We start from the raw sequence: 19,020 nt of genomic DNA, 5'->3' as shown, positions 1-19,020 counted from the left end.
ATCAGCTTCCTACTGACTCGCAGATGGCTTGGCCACCGAGCACAGGCGGATGGAGTCGGCAAGAATCTCGATCGCCTTGGGCCGCGGAAAGCTGGCGCGCCAGGCAATCGCCACCGTGCGAAACGGTGCCGGTGGGCTCAGTGGGCGCACTTCGAGCACTCCAGGCGCATAGTGATGGCTATGCACTGCCGACAACGGCAGGATCGATACACCAAGGCCCGAGGCCACCATATGGCGGATGGTTTCCAGCGAGCTGGACTCAACCGTGGTGTGCTTGGCGCCGTCGCTACCTTTGGTCAGGGTTGGGCAGGCTTCCAGCACCTGGTCACGGAAGCAATGGCCTTCGCCCAACAGCAGCAGGCTCTTGTCGTTGAGCAGGCTGGAATCGATGGTCTGCTTCTTGGTCCAGGGGTGTTCGCTGGGCATCAGCACATAGAAAGGTTCATCGTACAACGGCAAGGTCAGGACATCGGCTTCGTTGAACGGCAAGGCAATGATCACTGCGTCCAGCTCACCGTTGCGCAACTTGTCGCGCAGGATGTGAGTGAAGTTCTCTTCGATGTACAACGGCATCTGCGGTGCGACACGGTGCAGTTGCGGGATCAGGTGTGGGAACAGATACGGGCCTACCGTGTAGATCGCACCGACTTTCAGCGGAGCGGTCAGTTGGTTCTTGCCTGCCTGGGCCAGCTCGCGGATACCTTGAGCCTGTTCGAGAACTTTTTGAGCCTGAGCGACGATTCCTTCGCCAACCGGGGTCAGGCGAACAGCGCTTTTGCTGCGCTCGAAGATCAATACACCGAGCTCGTCCTCAAGTTTTTTCACGCCCACCGACAGGGTCGGCTGGCTGACATGACAGCGCTCGGCCGCGTGGCCGAAGTGCTGTTCTTGAGCGAGGGTGACGATGTAGCGCAATTCTGTGAGGGTCATAACGGGCGTCCATGAATTTGCGGCCCCAGCATAGCGGCTGCAATCGATAGACGCACGTTATCAGAGTTGCCCGTTTGTGACAGAAACAATGCGTCAGCGCTTATCCAGCGAGTAGACGAATGGCGCGATCACTTCGATGCTGCCGTTGTTGAGCAATTCCTTGGGCGGTGGTGGTACGGGTTGAGCACGACGGATCATCTCCAGGGTTGCTCTGTCCAGTGCCGCACTTCCCGAACCGCCAGCCAGGGCGTAGGAGAGTATCTTGCCCTCGCCATCGACTACGAAGCGCAAACGGTTGATACCTTCCATGCGCATGCGCCGAGCGTTCTCCGGATAGCGCTTGTACTTGGCCAAGTGGCGCAACAGGTCGCTCTGCCAGGTTGGCAAGGCATTGCTGTTGGTGGCGATGCTTGGAGCAGGCGCTGCGGATTTCTGCGCTGGCGCGTTGCTTGGCGGCGTGTCGACCACTTGCTCGTCGGTAGGCTTGTCTTGTGGCGGCTCAGGCTTCTTCTCAGGCTTGGGCGGCTGCGGTTTGGCCTTCGGCTTGACTTGCTTGGCAACGGCGATCTTCGGCTTCGGTGCCTCAGCCAGTTTCGGCAGCGGCAATTCTTCGACCGGCGCTGGCGGCTGAGGCGGAGTCACTACCTTGGGCGGTGGTGGTGGAGCAGGTACCGGCAGCGGTGCCATCTCGATCATCATCGCCGCAGGCGGTAATTCGATCGCTTGGGGTACCGACCAATTGAGCGTCAGCAGCACGGCAATGGCATGGATACCCAGCACAATCGCCAGACTACTGCTGTAACGCGCCAGCTTATGCCGCGTCTTGATCATTTCTTGGCTGCCGTCTCAAGCCCGACCAGACCGACTTTCAGGTAACCGGCCGCGCGCAGCGTATTCATGACTTCCATCAGATCGCCGTAGTCCACGCCTTTGTCGGCCTGGAAGAAGATCGTCGTGTCCTTGTCGCCTTTAGTCTTGGCATCGAGCAGCGCGCCGAGTTGCTCGCGCTGGACCTGCTCTTCACCGACGTAGACATTCTGGTCAGCCTTGACGCTGAGGAAGATTGGTTTCTCCGGTCTCGGTGCCGGTTTGGCGGTAGAGGCTGGTAGGTCGACCTTGATATCAACGGTTGCCAGAGGCGCTGCCACCATGAAGATGATCAGCAGGACCAACATCACATCGATAAACGGTGTGACGTTGATTTCGTGGTTCTCGGCGAGGTCATCGCCACCTTCGTTAAGATGCAGGCCCATGGCTTACCCCACTTTCACCATGTGAGGCGCGCTGGCGCGGTCACTTGGCTGGTGGTCCAGATCACGGCTGACCAGCAGCAGCACTTCTGCAGAAGCGTCGGATACTTGCGCTTTGTACCCAGCGATAGAGCGGGCGAAGACGTTGTAGATAACCACGGCCGGGATCGCTGCAACCAGGCCCAACGCTGTAGCCAGCAGGGCTTCGGCAATACCTGGAGCTACTACCGCCAGGTTGGTGGTCTGGGTTTTTGCAATGCCGATGAAGCTGTTCATGATGCCCCACACGGTTCCGAACAGACCGACAAACGGTGCGGTCGAACCAATGGTGGCCAGTACGCCGGTGCCGCTGCTCATGTTGCGGCCGCTGGCCGCTACCAGGCGCTCAAGACGGAAGCTGACGCGTTCCTTGATGCCTTCTTTCTCGCGGGTATTGGCCGAAAGGCGCATTTCATCAAGGGCATCATGGACCAACAGGTGCGCCAGGGTGCCTTCCTTGTTGGCGCCATCGCTGGCTTCCTTGAGGGTGGTAGCCTTTTTCAGGGCGGCAATTTCGCCACGCAGACGACGCTTGGCACCCAGCAGCTCGAAGCCCTTGGCGATCCAGATGGTCCAGGTAATGATCGAGGCAATCGCCAAGCCGATCATGACTATCTTGACCACGATGTCGGCGTTTTTGTACATGCCCCATGGGGACAGGTCATGGGCCATGCCCAGGCTGGTTTCTTCAACCAGGCCTTGCTCACCGGTGTCCGGGACTTGACCGTCTACGGGGGCCACTGTCGGTGCTGCAGCCGGATCGACAGGTGCTGCAGCTTGTTCGCCGTCAGTTGCAGGCGCGGCGGCAGGTGCAGCAGCGGGTGCGGCAGCTGGGGCAACGGCAGCAGGTGTGGCGGGTGCATTGACAGGATCATCGGCCATGACGGCGGGGGCCAGTACCAGGCTGAACATCAGCGCGGCAATGGCGCGCCATACGCGCGGCGTGGTTGGCGAAGCGGAAGGTTGAATACGTGTCATGCTGGCCGGACCTGATGAAGAAGAAAGAGTTGGATGTCCTTCAAGGCCTCGAGACGGGCCGAGAACAAAATTTGGGCGGCCATTATTGCAAGTAATTCTTGTTAGCAGAAGTAATAAAGTTACTTTTTTTCTATCATAGCTAGCCGCCTATCGATTTGTTTGGATAGGCTGGACCTTTGATTTGCGGAGTTTCGAGATGTCTGCGCCATCAGTTCTTATTGTCGGTTGTGGTGATGTGGGTAGCCGCTTGGCCAAGCAGATGCTGGCTTGTGGCTGGCAAGTGAGCGGCCTGCGTCGCAATGTCGAGCTGTTGCCCACTGGGGTCAAAGGGGTGGCTGCCGATCTCTTTGACCGTCGCTGTCCCGACACCTGGCCTGAGGTGGCGCCGGATTATCTGGTGTATTGCGCGGCAGCTAGCCAGCACGACGAAGCAGGGTATCAGGCCGCTTATGTCGAGGGCTTGCAGCACGTTCTCGGTTGGTTGGCAGCGAACGAGCAAAAGCCGCGGCGCTTGCTCTTCGTGTCCAGTAGCAGTGTGCATGCCCAGCAGAATGGTGAGTGGGTCGATGAAACGTCGGCGACCGAGCCGCAAGGTTACTCGGGTACGGTCATGCTGGAGGCGGAAAAACTGGCGCTGGCCAGCGCTATCCCGGCCTCGATTGTGCGCCTTACAGGAATTTACGGGCCAGGGCGTGAATGGCTATTGAGCCAGGTGCGTCAGGGATACCGAGTAACCGAAGAGCCTCCACTGTACGCCAATCGGATTCACGCCGACGATGCCGCGGGTCTGCTCGCCTTTCTGCTCAAGGCCGATACCCAGGGGCGTACCTTGGACGATTGCTACATCGGTGTGGACGACGCGCCAGCACCTTTGGCCGAAGTGGTGGCATGGTTGCGCCAATACATGGGCGTAACGCAGTGGTCTGAGCAGGAGCGGGTGCGTCGTACCGGTAGCAAGCGCTGCAGTAACGCTCGTGCCCGGGCATTGGGCTGGGAGCCACAGTACCCGAGCTTCAAGGAAGGCTACGCCGCAATCCTGGGCGATAAAGCCTGAGGCGCTAACCGATCAGTCGCGCTCGAGCAGCCATTGGCGAGCGCCTGGAGTGAGCTGCGGTTTCTCATCCGGCTGAGCGCTGTTGAGCGCCTGCAGAATTTCCAACTGATCACCGTTACGTTTGAAGATCCAGGGCGCGCCTTTCTGATTGCGCTCCAGCCACAGGCTGTCGTATGCGCCGCTCATGTCGGCGCAGTCGCCAGCCAGGCAAAGCGCGTAGCGGTCCAGATTGGGCAAGCCTTCAACGCTGCCATTGTCGCGAAAACGTACCTGGGCGCCTTGGCCTGGGCCTTCAATGATTTTCCACTCACCACCCATGTAGGCGCTGTACAGGGCCTGCTCGAAGGTAGTGCCGGTACGTGCTCCCATTGGCGCAGGCGTGCGCGCCTTCTCGAAGCGTTGTGGCGGGGTGGATTTTTGCACCAGCTCATTACCGTCCAGCTCCAGGGTTTCGACCTGGTCGCCAGGGAATTCAGCCTGGTACTGCTTCTCTCCAGCCTTGAGCTGGCCTTTAGCGATTTCGAAGCCATTGTCGAAGCTGGCCTGGGCCGCCGCAATATTGAGCTTCCACTCAAAATTGGGGCCGTTGTCTTGCAGCGCCTGGCGCAGGCTGACGCCTTTGGCGGCGGTGTCGATGGCTTTCTGGTTGATCCAGATACCGTTGTAATCTTCAGGTTTGTGGCTAGCGCAGCCGCCGAGCAGTGCGGCAGCCAGGGTCAGGGCGAGCGCGTGACGCATAGCGGGGTCCTTTCCGGGGCAAAGCGGGGCGAGCCGGGTGACTCGCCACGCGAGGGTATTACTCGAGGACCAGAATCGCGTCCATTTCAACCTGCGAGCCGCGCGGCAGGGCGGCAACGCCAATGGCGGCGCGGGCAGGGTATGGCTGTTCGAAGTACTTGCCCATGATCTCGTTGACCTTGGCGAAGTGGCTCAGGTCGGTCAGGAAGATGTTCAGCTTGACGATGTCCTTGAACGAACCGCCAGCGGCTTCAGCAACAGCCTTGAGGTTTTCGAAGACCTGTACGGTCTGGGCTTCGAAGCCTTCAACCAGTTCCATGGTTTTCGGGTCCAGAGGGATCTGGCCGGACATGTACACAGTGTTGCCGGCCTTGATTGCCTGGGAGTAGGTGCCGATGGCGGCTGGGGCCTTGTCACTGGTGATGACGGTCTTGGTCATGATGATTCCTTGCTGTTATTGGGCTACGTGCGCATGCGGGTGATGCGAATCACCCCGGTCAGGGCGCGCAGTTTTTTGATCACACGGGCCAGGTGCACGCGGTCGTGTACGCTTACCACCAGTTGAACCACGCTGATGCGACCATCGCGTTCGTCCATGCTGATTTTTTCAATGTTGCCGTCGGCGGCATTGACGCTACTGGCAAGCAGGGCGATCAGGCCGCGCTGATGCTCCAGCTCGACGCGCAGTTCGACGTTGAACTCGCCGGTGACATCCTTGGCCCAGGACAGCTGCACGCATTTTTCCGGGTTGTGACGGATTTCACTGATGTTCCGGCAGTTCTCGAGGTGCACGACCATCCCTTTGCCCGCAGACAAGTGGCCAACGATCGGATCACCCGGGATGGGCGTGCAGCACTTGGCGTAGCTGAGTACCAGGCCTTCGGTTCCGCGAATGGCCAGTGGTCCTTCTGGAGTCGAGAGCTGTTCGCCTTCTGTAGAGAGCAGGCGGCGGGCAACGACATAAGCCATGCGATTGCCCAGGCCGATGTCTTCGAGCATGTCCTCGATCTGCTCCAGGCGATATTCGCTGAGCATGGCCTGGACGCGTTCCTGAGGGATTTTGTCCAGTGCACTGTCGAAGCCATTCAGCACCTTGTTCAGCAGGCGTTCGCCCAGGCTGATGGACTCGGAACGGCGTTGCAGTTTGAGAGCGTGGCGAATATGCGTGCGGGCCTTACCGGTGACCACGAAATTGAGCCAGGCAGGATTAGGCCGCGCGCCGGGGGCGCTGACGATCTCGACCGTCGAACCGCTCTGCAAAGGTTCGGACAGCGGTGCCAGGCGCCGATTGATTCGGCAGGCGATGCAACTGTTGCCGACGTCGGTGTGTACCGCGTAAGCAAAATCGACCGCGGTGGAGCCTTTGGGCAGCTCCATGATGCGGCCCTTGGGCGTGAACACGTAGACCTCGTCCGGGAACAGGTCGATCTTCACGCTTTCGATGAATTCCAAGGAGTTGCCAGCCCGTTGCTGCATTTCCAGCACGCCTTTGACCCACTGGCGGGCACGGGCATGGGTGCCTTTGGGCTGCTCGTCGTCGCTGGACTTGTACAGCCAGTGGGCAGCAATGCCGTTGTTGGCCATCTCTTCCATTTCGCGGGTGCGAATCTGGATCTCGATTGGCACGCCGTGCATACCGAACAAGGTGGTATGCAGCGACTGGTAGCCGTTGGCCTTGGGAATCGCAATGTAGTCCTTGAAACGCCCCGGCAGTGGCTTGTACAGGTTGTGCACGGCGCCGAGTACGCGGTAGCAGGTGTCTACCTTGTCGACAATGATGCGAAACGCATAGACATCCATGATCTCGTTGAAGGCGCGGCGTTTGCCACGCATCTTCTTGTAGATGCCATAGAGATGTTTCTGCCGGCCGCTGACTTCGCCTTCGATGCCGTCGACGGCAAGGCAGTGGGCGAGCGACTCTTCGATCTTGTTGACCAGTTCCTTGCGGTTGCCGCGGGCCCGCTTGACGGCTTGGTAGATGCGCGCAGAGCGCATCGGGTGCATAGCCTTGAAGCCCAGGTCTTCGAACTCCACGCGCACGCTGTGCATACCCAGGCGATTGGCGATGGGTGCGTAGATTTCCAGGGTTTCCTTGGCTATGCGTCGGCGTTTTTCGCCTGACAGCACCTCGAGTGTGCGCATGTTGTGCAGGCGGTCGGCGAGCTTGACCAGAATTACGCGGATATCCCGGGCCATGGCCATGGCCATTTTCTGGAAGTTTTCCGCCTGGGCTTCGGCCTTGGTCTCGAAGTTCATCTGAGTCAGCTTGCTGACTCCATCGACCAGCTCGGCCACCGTCTCGCCAAACTGCGAGCTGAGGGCTTCCTTGGCGATGCCGGTGTCTTCGATCACGTCATGAAGCATGGCCGCCATCAGGCTTTGATGGTCCATGTGCATGTCGGCGAGGATGCTAGCCACCGCCAGCGGATGCGTGACGTAAGGCTCACCGCTACGACGGCGTTGGCCGTCGTGGGCTTGTTCGGCGTAGAAATACGCTCGGCGTACCAGGTTGACCTGATCTGGGCCGAGGTAGGTCGACAGACGATCGGCGAGGGCGTCTATGCTCGGCACAGGATTACCTCCTGCCGAGGAAAGGGGACCTGCGCCGTACTACGTCGACCAGGCATGGGCTTAGACGGCCTCGTTGGCCTCTTCCTCACTGCCGAAGGCGAAAGCGGGCTCGACTTCGACAATGGATTCGGCAGCGATGAACTCAGGGGTGCAGATGCCTTCAGCGATTTCACGCAGTGCAACGACGGTAGGTTTGTCGTTTTCCCATGCCACTTTCGGCTCTTTGCCGCCGGTGGCCAGCTGACGGGCACGCTTGGTAGAGAGCATGACCAGCTCAAAACGGTTATCCACGTGTTCTAGGCAGTCTTCAACGGTTACGCGGGCCATGGTCTTCCTCAAGTAGCAAATGCGGTGTTCAGCCCAAATGGGCGAGCGGACTCGATAGTTTAAAAAATCACCAGCCTTTAGGGAAGCGCTGATTTCGTTTCGGGTCCTTATTGCCCTGACGATACCTAGATAGGGGGCTCTAGCACAACCGTCTTGTATCGGTTGCAATCGAATATGCCCAGACGGGAGGCGCGCCGCGATACTACTGGCGACTCAAGGCATCGCGCAGGCGCGGGGTAAGTTCGTCGAACAAGGTCTGCACCGAGCGCAACGCACGGCAATCAGGACGTGTCAGCAGCCATAACTCGGTATCGCAGCCGGGCAAGGCATCGCTCAATGCTTCGACGCCTGGCAGGGTATGGGCCATGTAGTCGGGCAGGGCGGCCACGCCCAGGCCAGCGGTTACCAGCTGCGCAATGGCAGAGATGCTGCTGCACTTATAACGCGGGTTCACAGCGGGTAGGTACTCGCTGCGCCAGACCACAGTGGAGTGGTCCTGCATGGTGTCGTCCGGGGCAATCCACGGCAGGCTGGCCGGGATTTGTTTAAGTTTTTCCCGATATTCCTCGCGGCCACACACCACGTAGGAAGCTGAACCGAGGCAGCGGCCAACCAAGTGCTCAGGTGGCGAGTTGGTCAGGCGTAAAGCGAGATCGGCATCGCGTCGACTCAGGTTAGCGAAGGTGTTGGAGGTTGCCAGCTCCAGCGACAACGCCGGGTAGGCTGGCATGAACTCGGCCAGTGCTGGCAGTAACAGGCTGTGCAGTACGGCATCGGTACAGGTCAAGCGCACGGTGCCGCTAACCACCTGTTCACCGTGTTCCAGTGCTACCCGGGCAGCATCCAGAGCTTGTTCGGCGCGCTCGGCCTGCTCGGCCAGGGCCTGAGCCGTGCCAGTAGGTATATAGCCCTTGCGGCTTTTTACAAATAACGCGGTACCCAGGGCAGCTTCCATGCGCCGAATCGAGCGAAATACCGTCGAAACATCAACCCGCAGTAGCTCTGCGGCTTTTGCCAGTGAGCGCCCGCGTACCAGGGCGAGTACCAGCGAGAGGTCGGCGTGACTGATCTGATATTGCATGGGTGCACTCTTTGCTTGCCTAAATGCCAATGTCTGTTGCGCTAGGGCCATTCTATAGTGAGCCAGCAGTCGTGAATCAACTCGCGGCGTTGTCAGGATGTGGAACGTGAGTCCCAGATGGCATCGCCCTGCAGTTCCCCACGATGGGACTACTTAAAAGAACAAACTAAACCATCGCCGCTCTCAGTAGCGCCGCAGTACCTCCTTCACAATCGTTCGATAAAAGATCAAAGGATGCCTAGCCATGACGTCGGTCTCCCCGCGCGCCATCCCTCTCGACGAGATGGGTGAATTTCTCAAGGCCCACCCTGAGGTGCAATTTGTCGATTTGCTGATTGCCGACATGAACGGAGTGGTACGAGGCAAGCGCATCGAGCGTGCGAGCCTGGTCAAGGTTTACGAAAAAGGCATCAACCTGCCAGCATCGCTGTTTGCCCTGGATATCAATGGTTCCACCGTGGAAAGCACCGGTCTGGGCCTGGATATCGGCGACGCAGACCGCATTTGCTTCCCGATTCCCGGCACCCTGAGCTACGAGCCCTGGCAAAAGCGCCCTACCGCTCAGTTGCTGATGACCATGCACGAGCTGGACGGTGCGCCGTTCTTTGCCGACCCGCGAGAAGTGCTGCGCGGTGTGGTCGAGAAGTTCGACGCGCTGGGCCTGGATATTTGCGCGGCGTTCGAGCTCGAGTTCTACTTGATCGACCAGGACAACCTCAACGGTCGTCCGCAGCCACCCCGCTCGCCAATCTCCGGCAAGCGCCCGCAATCGACCCAGGTCTACCTGATCGATGATCTTGATGAGTATGTGGACTGCCTGCAGGACATGCTCGAAGCGGCGAAAGAGCAGGGTATTCCAGCCGACGCCATCGTCAAGGAAAGCGCTCCTGCGCAGTTCGAGGTCAACCTGCATCACGTTGCTGATGCAATCAAGGCCTGCGACTACGCGGTGTTGCTCAAGCGTCTGATCAAAAACATCGCCTACGACCATGAAATGGACTCCACCTTCATGGCCAAGCCGTACCCAGGCCAGGCGGGCAACGGTCTGCATGTGCATATCTCGTTGCTGGACAAGAAAACCGGCAAGAACATCTTCACCAGCGATGACCCGGAACAAAGCGAAACCCTGCGCCACGCGATCGGTGGCGTGCTGGAAACCATGCCGGCTTCGATGGCCTTCCTGTGCCCGAACGTCAACTCCTACCGCCGTTTCGGTGCCCAGTTCTATGTGCCGAATGCACCTAGCTGGGGCCTGGACAACCGCACAGTAGCGGTACGCGTACCTACCGGCAGCAGCGATGCAGTTCGTATCGAGCACCGCGTAGCGGGCGCAGATGCCAACCCGTATTTGATGATGGCGGCGATTCTGGCAGGCATCCATCACGGTCTGACCAATCAGATCGAGCCAGGTGCGCCGATTGAAGGTAACTCCTACGAACAGTTGGAGCAGAGCCTGCCGAACAACTTGCGCGATGCGTTGCGTGAGCTCGATGACAGCGAAGTGCTGAACAAATACATCAGCCCGGACTACATCGACATTTTCGTTGCCTGCAAGGAAAGCGAAATGGCTGAGTTCGAGGTGTCGATTTCCGACCTCGAATACAACTGGTACCTGCATACCGTGTGATGCCCGGAGAAAACAATAATGACAATTGCACCACGTGAACACTGGGAACAGCTGTTCCAGACCCTGAAGATCGAAGGCCGTGCCTTTGTCGATGGGCAGTATTGTGCCAGTGTTTCTGGTGACACTTTCGACTGTTCAAGTCCGGTCGATGGTCGCCAGCTGGTGCAGGTCGCCAGTTGTGACAGTGCGGATGCCGAGAGTGCTGTTGCCGCAGCCCGACGCAGTTTTGACAGCGGCGTCTGGGCGCAGCAGGCACCAGCGCAACGTAAGCGGGTGTTGATCGCTTTCGCCGACCTGCTTCTGGCCAACGCCGAGGAACTGGCGCTGCTGGAAACCTTGGACATGGGCAAGCCGATTGCCGATTCCTTGAACATTGATATTCCGGCTGCGGCCAATGCCATCCGTTGGCACGCCGAAGCCATCGACAAGATATACGACGAAGTTGCTGCAACCGCGTCCGACCAGTTGGGTCTGGTCACCCGCGAGCCGGTCGGCGTGGTTGCGGCCATTGTTCCGTGGAACTTTCCACTGATGATGGCCTGTTGGAAGCTCGGTCCGGCCTTGGCCACCGGTAACTCGGTGATTCTCAAACCGTCCGAAAAGTCACCACTGACCGCGATCCGCGTCGCTCAGTTGGCACTCGATGCCGGAATTCCGGCGGGTGTGCTGAACGTGTTGCCTGGATACGGCCACACCGTGGGCAAGGCCTTGGCCTTGCACATGGACGTGGACACCTTGGTGTTTACCGGTTCTACCCGTATTGCCAAGCAATTGATGGTGTATGCCGGTGAATCGAACATGAAGCGTGTCTGGCTGGAGGCCGGCGGCAAGAGCCCGAACATCGTGTTTGCCGACGCTCCCGATCTGCAAGCGGCTGCCGATGCGGCAGCGGCTGCCATTGCCTTCAATCAGGGCGAGGTATGCATTGCCGGTTCACGTTTGCTGGTTGAGCGCAGCATCAAGGAGCGCTTCCTGCCCATGGTGGTCGAGGCGCTCAAGGCCTGGAAACCGGGACACGCCCTGGCCCCTGATACCCGTGTCGGCGCATTGGTTGACAGCACTCAGCTAGACACCGTGCTGGGTTACATCGCGGCCGGCAAGGCAGATGGCGCCACGTTGCTAACGGGCGGAGAGCGTGTGCTGGAAGACACCTGCGGCGTCTATGTGCAGCCGGCGATTTTCGATGGCGTAACCAACGCCATGCGTATCGCTCGCGAGGAAATCTTCGGGCCAGTGCTTTCGGTCATCACCTTCGACAGCGCCGAAGAGGCCATTGCCATCGCCAATGACTCGCCATTCGGCCTGGCCGCAGCAGTCTGGACCAGTGACATCTCTCGTGCCCACAAGAGTGCCCGCGCCTTGCGTGCCGGCAGCGTCTGGGTCAACCAATACGACGGCGGCGATATGACTGCGCCATTTGGCGGGTTCAAGCAGTCGGGTAATGGTCGGGACAAGTCGCTGCACGCATTTGATAAATATACCGAACTCAAGGCGACCTGGATCAAGCTGTAAGGGAGGGTGAACCCATGCAAACTACCAATGACCTGCCGCCTTTGATTGGCATTTCTGCCTGTCGTCAGCAATTGGGCAATAACTCGTCGCACACGGTCGGCGATAAATATGTCGAAGCAGCAGGTTTTGCCGGGATCCCTGTGATCCTGCCTGCTCGCGCCGAGCCGGTTGATCCGCAGCGCGTGCTAGAGCGCCTAGATGGCATTCTTTTTACCGGTTCGCCTTCTAATGTCGAGCCGCATCATTACAATGGCGCCCCCAGCGTGGAAGGTACGAAGCACGATGTGTTTCGTGACCGGCTGACTCTGCCTCTGTTGCAGGCCGCCATTGCCACCGGTGTGCCGGTGTTTTGCATCTGCCGTGGTTTTCAGGAATTGAACGTTGCCTTGGGCGGCACACTGCACCAGCGAGTGCAGGAGCTACCAGGTTTCCTTGATCACCGTGAGCCGCAGGATGCCCCGCTGGAAGAGCAATACAGCCCACGTCATAGCGTTACTGTGCAGCCCGGCGGGCTGTTCGAGCGACTGGGGCTGGAGCAAAGCTTCATGGTCAATTCGCTTCACAGCCAAGGAATCAATCGCCTGGCTGACGGCCTGCGGGCCGAGGCCCTGGCGCCGGACGGACTGATCGAAGCCGTGTCCATGGAGGATGCGCCGGGCTTTGTGGTCGGTGTGCAATGGCACCCCGAATATCGCTTGGCCGAAAATCCGGTTTCGTTGCGTCTATTCCAGGCGTTTCGGGAAGCATGCCTGGCCCGTGCAAGGGGTGAGCGGCACCGGGAGACGACCGTATGAGGTCATCCGGTTGATCCGGAGTTCAAGCAACACGTAACAGGATTCATTGAGTGCAAGCGGGCGTGCTGTGGGGCGCCCTGAAAAACAATAGTAAAAGCGGCGGCAACTACTCATGAGTGAATACGAAGCAGGCCTGTCTCCAGGTATTGGACAGGCTCGCGCCGAGGAAAACGGTGTATCGAAAGCTTCCAAGGGGCTGGCCAAGGGTCGGCTTGGACTGCTGGCGAGCATTGTCCTGGGCATCTCTACCATTGCACCGGTCTACACCCTCACGGGTGCGCTCGGCCCTACAGTGCGCGAAGTCGGCGCTCATTTGCCGGCGGTGTTCATCGTCGGCTTCCTGCCGATGCTCCTGGTAGCCTTGGGTTATCGCGAGTTGAACGCGGCTGAACCTGACAGCGGCACCTCCTTCACCTGGTCGGCACGGGCTTTCGGTCCGATGATCGGCTGGATTGGCGGTTGGGGCCTGGTAACTGCCACAACCATTGTGCTGTCCAACCTTGCGGGGGTGGCAGTCGACTTCTTCTATCTGTTCCTCGGGCAAATATCCGGTAGTCACGAGGTGGCAGCGCTGGCGGACAACCTGTTAATCAACGTTGTCACCTGTTGCGTGTTCATCGCCATGGCGGTTTGGATCTGCTGCCGCGGGATCGCCACGACCATGACAGTGCAGTACGGCCTGGTCGCACTGCAATTAGTGGTGTTAGTGGGCTTTGCAATGGCTGCATTTGGCGAGTCTTCTGTAACGCCACCGCTGGAATTCGATCTCGACTGGTTCAACCCATTCGGTGTCGAATCGTTCTCGGCATTTACTGCCGGCCTGTCATTGTCGATCTTCATTTTCTGGGGCTGGGATGTCTGCTTGAGCATCAGCGAAGAGTCGGTGGGTAGCGGAGATACCCCTGGCCGCGCGGCGACCCTGACCGTGCTGCTGATCCTGGGTCTGTACCTGGTAACGGCGATTGCCACCCTGCAGTTCGCCGGGATTGGTGATATCGGTCTGGGCCTGAACAATCCGCGCATTCAAGAGAACGTCTTCGCTCACCTGGCGGGGCCAGTCATGGGACCATTGGCGATCCTGATGTCCATCGCCGTGCTGGCCAGTACCGCAGCATCGCTGCAGTCGACTTTCGTGTCGCCGGCCCGAACGTTGCTGGCGATGGGGTACTACGGCGCGGTTCCGGAGCGGTTTGCCAATATCTGCCCGCGCTCGAAAACGCCGCGGTACGCGACAATCTGTGCCGGTGTAGCGGCAGGCGTGTTCTACGTCACCATGCGGACCCTGAGTGAAAACGTGCTGGCGGATACCATTACCGCGCTGGGCATGATGATCTGCTTCTACTACTCGCTGACTGCTTACGCCTGCGTCTGGTACTTCCGCCACAGCTTGTTCGACAGCGTACGCCACTTCCTGATGCGTGGCCTGTGCCCGCTGCTTGGTGGCGGTATTCTTTCGGTGATCTTCCTGCAGACGGCCATCGACAGTGCATCGCCGTCGTTCGGCAGCGGTTCGCATGTAGGGGGCTTGGGTCTGGTGTTCGTGATCGCAGTGATCATCACATTGCTGGGGCTGGGGCTGATGATGCTGTCACGCCTGCGTGCGCCGGCGTTCTTCCTGGGTATGACGCTGCAGCGTCACGCCACAGTCTCCAACCGCCGCTAAGCGGTTGGAGTTACCCGCTGCTCAGGCAAGCAATTGCTTGAGCAGTTGGCCATGACGCTGCTGCTGGTGAGCCTGCAGCAAGCGGTTGGCGCGGAATACCGCTTTGAGGTCTTCCAGCGCAGTGGCGAAGTCATCGTTGATGATGACGAAGTCATACTCGTCGTAGTGGCTCATCTCACTGACTGCTTCGCGCATGCGGCCTTCGATGATCTCGTCGCTGTCCTGGCCACGGTTGGTCAAGCGTTGGCGCAGGGCTTCCTGGGTTGGCGGCAGGATGAAGATCGAGCGCGCTTCAGGCATCAATTTGCGCACCTGCTGAGCACCTTGCCAGTCGATTTCCAGAATCAGGTCATGACCTTGGTCCAGGGACTGCTGCAGCGCGCTGCGCGATGTCCCATAGAAATTGCCGAAGACTTCGGCCTGCTCGAGGAAGTCGCCTTGCTCGATCATCAGCTTGAATTCGGTGTGCTCGACGAAGTGATAGTTCACGCCGTGAACTTCGCCTGGACGCATCGCGCGAGTGGTGTGCGATACCGAAACCTGGATGCTGTTGTCAGCGTCGATCAGGGCCTTGACCAGGCTGGTCTTGCCTGCGCCTGACGGGGCGGAAACGATATAAAGGGTGCCGCTGCTTTGATTCATGGTCGGGGTGGCCTTACTCAATGTTCTGTACTTGTTCACGCATCTGCTCGATCAGTACCTTGAGGTTGACCGCGGACTGGGTGCTGCGTGGGTCGAAGGCTTTGGAGCCCAGGGTATTGGCTTCGCGATTGAGCTCCTGCATCAGGAAGTCCAGGCGCCGACCAGCGGCACCGCCGGACTTGAGTACCCGGCGTACTTCGGTGATGTGGGTGCTCAGGCGATCGAGTTCTTCGGCAACGTCGCTCTTCTGTGCCAGCAGGACCATTTCCTGTTCCAGACGCTGCGGATCGAGTTCAGCCTGCATGTCGGCGAAGCGATCGAGGATTTTCTGACGCTGGGCGGCGAGCATCTGCGGCACCAGGGCACGCAAGGTGGTGACCTCGCTGGCCATGCCATCCAAGCGTTCGTTGATCAGGCGCGCCAACTCGCTGCCTTCGCGGTTGCGGCCACTCTTCAGTTCATTCAGCGCTTCGACGAACAGCGCCATGGCTTCACTGTTGAGGGTTTGTGGGTCATTGGCATCGGCGACCAGTACGCCTGGCCAGGCTAGCACTTCCAGGGGATTGAGCGCTGCTGGCTGTTTGATCAGGCTGGCGACGGTTTCGGCGGCAGCTACCAACTGGGCAGCACGCTCACGGTCAACCTGCAGGGGTTTGCCGGTGCTCTCTTCGTTGAAGCGCAAGGTGCACTCTACCTTGCCGCGTGACAGGCCTTGGCGCAGGGCTTCGCGCACGGCTCCTTCAAGGTCTCGCAGAGCTTCGGGCAGGCGCAGGTGCGGCTCAAGGTAGCGGTGGTTCACCGAGCGAAGTTCCCAGATCAGGGTGCCCTGGCTACCTGCGCGCTCGACGCGAGCAAAAGCGGTCATGCTGTGCACCATGGGAAGTACCTCGCAAAAAGGGGTTAAGGGAAAGCCAACCGGCTGCAAAGGCGCAAGATTGTAGCGCAGTGCGGTGCTGGCTCCCAATCCACTGATGTTACAAACAGTCTGGAAAAACCCGGAAAAAACCGACCAACGCCTCTGGGCCCGCTGTTTCACGGGCTGCGACAATAGACGTGTCCTCGAGCCCCAGCGCGCTCTATAATGCTGGGCAGATTCAAACCCAGTACAGGTATCCCAAATGAAACGTCCAAGTGGTCGCGTTGCCGATCAGCTCCGCTCGATCCGCATCACCCGCAACTACACCAAACACGCCGAGGGATCAGTGCTGGTCGAGTTCGGTGACACTAAAGTCGTCTGTACGGTCAGTGTCGAGAACGGTGTACCTCGGTTCCTCAAAGGCCAGGGCCAAGGCTGGCTGACTGCTGAGTACGGCATGCTGCCACGCTCCACTGGCGAGCGTAACCAGCGTGAAGCCGCGCGTGGCAAGCAAGGTGGCCGTACCCTCGAAATCCAGCGTCTGATCGGGCGCTCGCTGCGTGCCGCCCTGGACATGAGCAAGCTCGGTGACATCACCCTGTATGTCGACTGTGACGTGATCCAGGCCGACGGTGGCACCCGCACCGCTTCCATCACAGGCGCCATGGTCGCCCTGATCGATGCGTTGCGTGTGGTCAAGAAGCGTGGCGGCCTGAAAGGTGGCGATCCACTCAAGCACATGATCGCTGCCGTCTCGGTTGGCATGTACCAGGGCGAAGCAGTGCTTGACCTGGACTACCTCGAAGACTCGGCTGCAGAAACCGACCTGAACGTGGTCATGACCAGCAAAGGTGGTTTCATCGAAGTCCAGGGTACCGCTGAGGGCGCGCCGTTCCAGCCAGAAGAGCTCAATGCCATGCTGGCGTTGGCACAAAAGGGCATGGCTGATCTGTTCGAATTGCAGACAGCTGCGCTGGCTGACTGATAGTCGACAAGGCAAGGAGCAGAGCATGAGCGAGCAACCACTACAGTTGCCTACCCCCAATGCCGAGATTCGTCAGTGGGCGATGTTCTGTCACCTGGCCGCCCTGCTGGGGTTGGTCGTGCCTTTTGGCAACCTGCTGGGTCCGCTGGTGATGTGGATATGGAAAAAGGACCTCGATCCGTTCATTGATGCCCAGGGCAAGGAAGCGCTGAATTTCCAGCTCACGGTGTTCCTAGCCTCGATCATCTGCTTTGCGCTGATGTTCGTGCTGGTAGGGATCGTACTGTTCGGCATGCTTATGGTTGCTGTGCTGATCCTCACCATCGTTGCCGGGGTCAAGGCCAACGATGGCCAGCCTTACCGCTACCCGCTGACCTGGCGGCCGATCAAATAACGATCAGTTGCAGACAGCCATAAAAAAAACCGACGTGATGTCGGTTTTTTTATGGCTGAACGATCAGATCGTCAGTGTCCAGTCGTAGTCCACGATCAGTGGCGCGTGCTGGGAGAAGCGTGGCTGACGCGGCAGGCGAGCGCTGCGCACGAAGCGACGCAAGCCTGGGGTCAGTAGCTGGTAGTCAAAACGCCAACCCAGGTTGAGCATCTCGGCCTGCTCGTTGTCTGGCCACCAGCTGTACTGGTCGCCTTCACGGCTGACTTCACGCAGCGCATCGACATAACCCATATCACCGACGACGGTATCCATCCAGGCACGCTCAGGTGCCAGGAAACCCGGTGATTGCTGGCCATCACGCCAGTTTTTCACGTCGAGTTTCTGCTGCGCCACGTACAACGAGCCGCAGTAGATATATTCACGACGCTTGCGTCGCTGCTTGTCCAGGTACTTGGCGAAGTCGTCCATCAACTTGAATTTCTGATTCAAGTCTTCGTCGCCGTTCATTCCCGAAGGCAGCAGCAGCGTTGCGATGCTTACCTTGTCAAAATCGGCCTGCAGGTAACGTCCGTAGCGGTCGGCTGTCTCGAAGCCCAGGCCGCTGATGACTGCCTTGGGCTGCAACCGCGAATAAAGTGCCACACCGCCTTGGGCGGGGACTTCTGCGTCGCAGGCATAAAGGAAGTAGCCATCAAGCTGAAAAGCTGGGTCGTCGAGTTCAAAGGCCGAGGCGCGGGTATCCTGAAGGCAGATGACGTCGGCATTCTGGGCTTGCAGCCAGCTGAGCAAACCACGCTCGACTGCAGCCTGAATGCCATTTACGTTCACACTGATGATCCGCATAAATGGCCCCAAAAATCTCGTGCGTGTATGATACCCGAGCTGTACTCATTTAGCTAAATCCGTGGTAATCCGGGACTTTTCATGCAGCCGTATCAGCGCGATTTCATACGTTTTGCCATCGATCGTGGGGTTCTGCGCTTCGGTGAGTTCACTCTCAAGTCCGGGCGCACTAGCCCGTACTTCTTCAATGCCGGCCTGTTCAACAGTGGTTCGGCCCTGGCTCAGCTCGGGCGTTTCTATGCTGCGGCGATCGTCGACAGCAAGATTCCGTTCGACGTCCTGTTTGGCCCGGCCTACAAAGGTATTCCGCTGGCGGCAACCACCGCAGTGGCTCTGGCCGAGCATCACGATCTTGACCTGCCATGGTGTTTCAACCGCAAGGAAGCCAAGGCTCACGGCGAAGGCGGCAGTCTGGTCGGCGCACCGCTGACGGGCGAGGTGCTGATCATCGATGACGTAATCACCGCTGGCACCGCTATCCGTGAAGTCATGCAGATTATCCAGGGCCAGCAGGCCAAGGCTGCAGGCGTATTGATCGCGTTGAACCGCCAGGAGCGCGGCAACGGCGAGTTGTCAGCTATCCAGGAAGTGGAGCGCGACTTCGGCATTCCAGTGGTCAGCATTGTTTCGCTGACCCAAGTGCTGGAATTCCTTGCCGACGATCCGGCGCTCAAGCAGCACTTGCCGGCTGTCGAAGCTTATCGAGCCCAGTACGGGATCTAAAAAAGGGCCGCAT

20 protein-coding genes are annotated in these 19,020 nt (G+C 59.1%); 8 read left to right on the top strand and 12 right to left on the bottom strand.

Annotated elements, in window-relative coordinates:
- Nucleotides 1-9 precede the first annotated feature (9 nt).
- The 4 genes from D3Z90_RS26170 to exbB form a co-directional block, all read right to left on the bottom strand.
- Nucleotides 10-930, bottom strand: a complete 921-nt coding sequence (locus D3Z90_RS26170) for a hydrogen peroxide-inducible genes activator (RefSeq protein WP_136478759.1) — start codon at nt 928-930, stop codon at nt 10-12.
- Between the two features lie 93 nt (nt 931-1,023).
- Nucleotides 1,024-1,761, bottom strand: a complete 738-nt coding sequence (locus D3Z90_RS26165; protein WP_136478758.1) for an energy transducer TonB — start codon at nt 1,759-1,761, stop codon at nt 1,024-1,026.
- Nucleotides 1,758-2,183, bottom strand: coding sequence for a TonB system transport protein ExbD (exbD, locus tag D3Z90_RS26160; protein WP_136478757.1), 426 nt, complete (start codon nt 2,181-2,183; stop codon nt 1,758-1,760). Before exbD ends, D3Z90_RS26165 begins: the two co-directional genes overlap by 4 nt.
- Before the next feature lie 3 nt (nt 2,184-2,186).
- A complete protein-coding gene (gene exbB / locus D3Z90_RS26155) occupies nt 2,187-3,197 on the bottom strand; it encodes a tonB-system energizer ExbB (protein ID WP_136478756.1) in 1,011 nt (336 codons plus the stop codon).
- A gap of 196 nt (nt 3,198-3,393) precedes the next feature.
- Between exbB and D3Z90_RS26150 the strand changes: the two genes are divergently transcribed.
- Entirely contained in the window at nt 3,394-4,251 is an 858-nt protein-coding gene (locus tag D3Z90_RS26150; protein WP_136478755.1) for an SDR family oxidoreductase, read from the top strand.
- A gap of 12 nt (nt 4,252-4,263) precedes the next feature.
- On the opposite strand, the gene D3Z90_RS26145 is transcribed toward D3Z90_RS26150, so the two are convergent.
- The 5 genes from D3Z90_RS26145 to D3Z90_RS26125 form a co-directional block, all read right to left on the bottom strand.
- Nucleotides 4,264-4,989 (bottom strand): hypothetical protein, encoded by a 726-nt coding sequence (locus tag D3Z90_RS26145; protein WP_136478754.1) that lies wholly within the window; start codon nt 4,987-4,989, stop codon nt 4,264-4,266.
- A 58-nt stretch (nt 4,990-5,047) separates the two neighbouring features.
- Nucleotides 5,048-5,428 (bottom strand): RidA family protein, encoded by a 381-nt coding sequence (locus tag D3Z90_RS26140; RefSeq protein WP_038615925.1) that lies wholly within the window; start codon nt 5,426-5,428, stop codon nt 5,048-5,050.
- Nucleotides 5,429-5,451: 23 nt separating this feature from the next.
- Nucleotides 5,452-7,560, bottom strand: a complete 2,109-nt coding sequence (spoT, locus tag D3Z90_RS26135; RefSeq protein WP_136478753.1) for a bifunctional GTP diphosphokinase/guanosine-3',5'-bis pyrophosphate 3'-pyrophosphohydrolase — start codon at nt 7,558-7,560, stop codon at nt 5,452-5,454.
- Between the two features lie 60 nt (nt 7,561-7,620).
- Nucleotides 7,621-7,887 carry a DNA-directed RNA polymerase subunit omega gene (rpoZ, locus tag D3Z90_RS26130; protein ID WP_028942466.1) on the bottom strand — a complete coding sequence of 89 codons (267 nt, stop codon included), beginning with the start codon at nt 7,885-7,887 and terminating at the stop codon, nt 7,621-7,623.
- 202 nt (nt 7,888-8,089) lie between these two features.
- Entirely contained in the window at nt 8,090-8,968 is an 879-nt protein-coding gene (locus tag D3Z90_RS26125) for a LysR family transcriptional regulator (protein ID WP_136478752.1), read from the bottom strand.
- A gap of 244 nt (nt 8,969-9,212) precedes the next feature.
- Here D3Z90_RS26125 and D3Z90_RS26120 point away from each other — a divergent pair, with 244 nt between their 5' ends.
- The 4 genes from D3Z90_RS26120 to D3Z90_RS26105 all read left to right on the top strand — a co-directional run bounded on the left by D3Z90_RS26120 (nt 9,213) and on the right by D3Z90_RS26105 (nt 14,564).
- A complete protein-coding gene (locus tag D3Z90_RS26120; protein WP_136478751.1) occupies nt 9,213-10,595 on the top strand; it encodes a glutamine synthetase family protein in 1,383 nt (460 codons plus the stop codon).
- An 18-nt stretch (nt 10,596-10,613) separates the two neighbouring features.
- Nucleotides 10,614-12,107: an aldehyde dehydrogenase gene (locus tag D3Z90_RS26115; protein ID WP_136478750.1), complete on the top strand. Its 1,494-nt coding sequence runs from the start codon at nt 10,614-10,616 to the stop codon at nt 12,105-12,107.
- Nucleotides 12,108-12,121: 14 nt separating this feature from the next.
- Nucleotides 12,122-12,901: a gamma-glutamyl-gamma-aminobutyrate hydrolase family protein gene (locus D3Z90_RS26110; RefSeq protein WP_136478749.1), complete on the top strand. Its 780-nt coding sequence runs from the start codon at nt 12,122-12,124 to the stop codon at nt 12,899-12,901.
- A gap of 112 nt (nt 12,902-13,013) precedes the next feature.
- Nucleotides 13,014-14,564 (top strand): APC family permease, encoded by a 1,551-nt coding sequence (locus D3Z90_RS26105; RefSeq protein ID WP_136478748.1) that lies wholly within the window; start codon nt 13,014-13,016, stop codon nt 14,562-14,564.
- 21 nt (nt 14,565-14,585) lie between these two features.
- On the opposite strand, the gene gmk is transcribed toward D3Z90_RS26105, so the two are convergent.
- Both gmk and D3Z90_RS26095 read right to left on the bottom strand, forming a co-directional pair.
- The gene (gmk, locus tag D3Z90_RS26100; protein ID WP_136478747.1) at nt 14,586-15,206 is read right to left on the bottom strand and encodes a guanylate kinase; all 621 of its coding nucleotides are present in this window, start codon (nt 15,204-15,206) and stop codon (nt 14,586-14,588) included.
- Nucleotides 15,207-15,219: 13 nt separating this feature from the next.
- On the bottom strand, nt 15,220-16,083 hold the full coding sequence (locus tag D3Z90_RS26095) for a YicC/YloC family endoribonuclease (RefSeq protein WP_136478746.1): 864 nt from the start codon (nt 16,081-16,083) through the stop codon (nt 15,220-15,222).
- Between the two features lie 241 nt (nt 16,084-16,324).
- Here D3Z90_RS26095 and rph point away from each other — a divergent pair, with 241 nt between their 5' ends.
- Complete coding sequence (rph, locus tag D3Z90_RS26090) at nt 16,325-17,047, top strand: ribonuclease PH (RefSeq protein WP_136478745.1); 723 nt, start codon at nt 16,325-16,327, stop codon at nt 17,045-17,047.
- Between the two features lie 25 nt (nt 17,048-17,072).
- Complete coding sequence (locus D3Z90_RS26085) at nt 17,073-17,441, top strand: DUF4870 domain-containing protein (protein WP_136478744.1); 369 nt, start codon at nt 17,073-17,075, stop codon at nt 17,439-17,441.
- Nucleotides 17,442-17,504: 63 nt separating this feature from the next.
- Here D3Z90_RS26085 and D3Z90_RS26080 read toward each other — a convergent pair whose 3' ends face one another.
- On the bottom strand, nt 17,505-18,284 hold the full coding sequence (locus tag D3Z90_RS26080; RefSeq protein WP_028942456.1) for an exodeoxyribonuclease III: 780 nt from the start codon (nt 18,282-18,284) through the stop codon (nt 17,505-17,507).
- An 81-nt stretch (nt 18,285-18,365) separates the two neighbouring features.
- On the opposite strand from D3Z90_RS26080, the gene pyrE reads away from it, so the two are divergent.
- Nucleotides 18,366-19,007: an orotate phosphoribosyltransferase gene (pyrE, locus tag D3Z90_RS26075; RefSeq protein ID WP_136478743.1), complete on the top strand. Its 642-nt coding sequence runs from the start codon at nt 18,366-18,368 to the stop codon at nt 19,005-19,007.
- Nucleotides 19,008-19,020: the final 13 nt, after the last annotated feature.

The organism is Pseudomonas sp. DG56-2 (assembly GCF_004803755.1).
In the GTDB taxonomy this organism is placed as follows: domain Bacteria; phylum Pseudomonadota; class Gammaproteobacteria; order Pseudomonadales; family Pseudomonadaceae; genus Aquipseudomonas; species Aquipseudomonas auratipiscis.
This window is presented reverse-complemented; position numbering and strand designations above follow the sequence as displayed.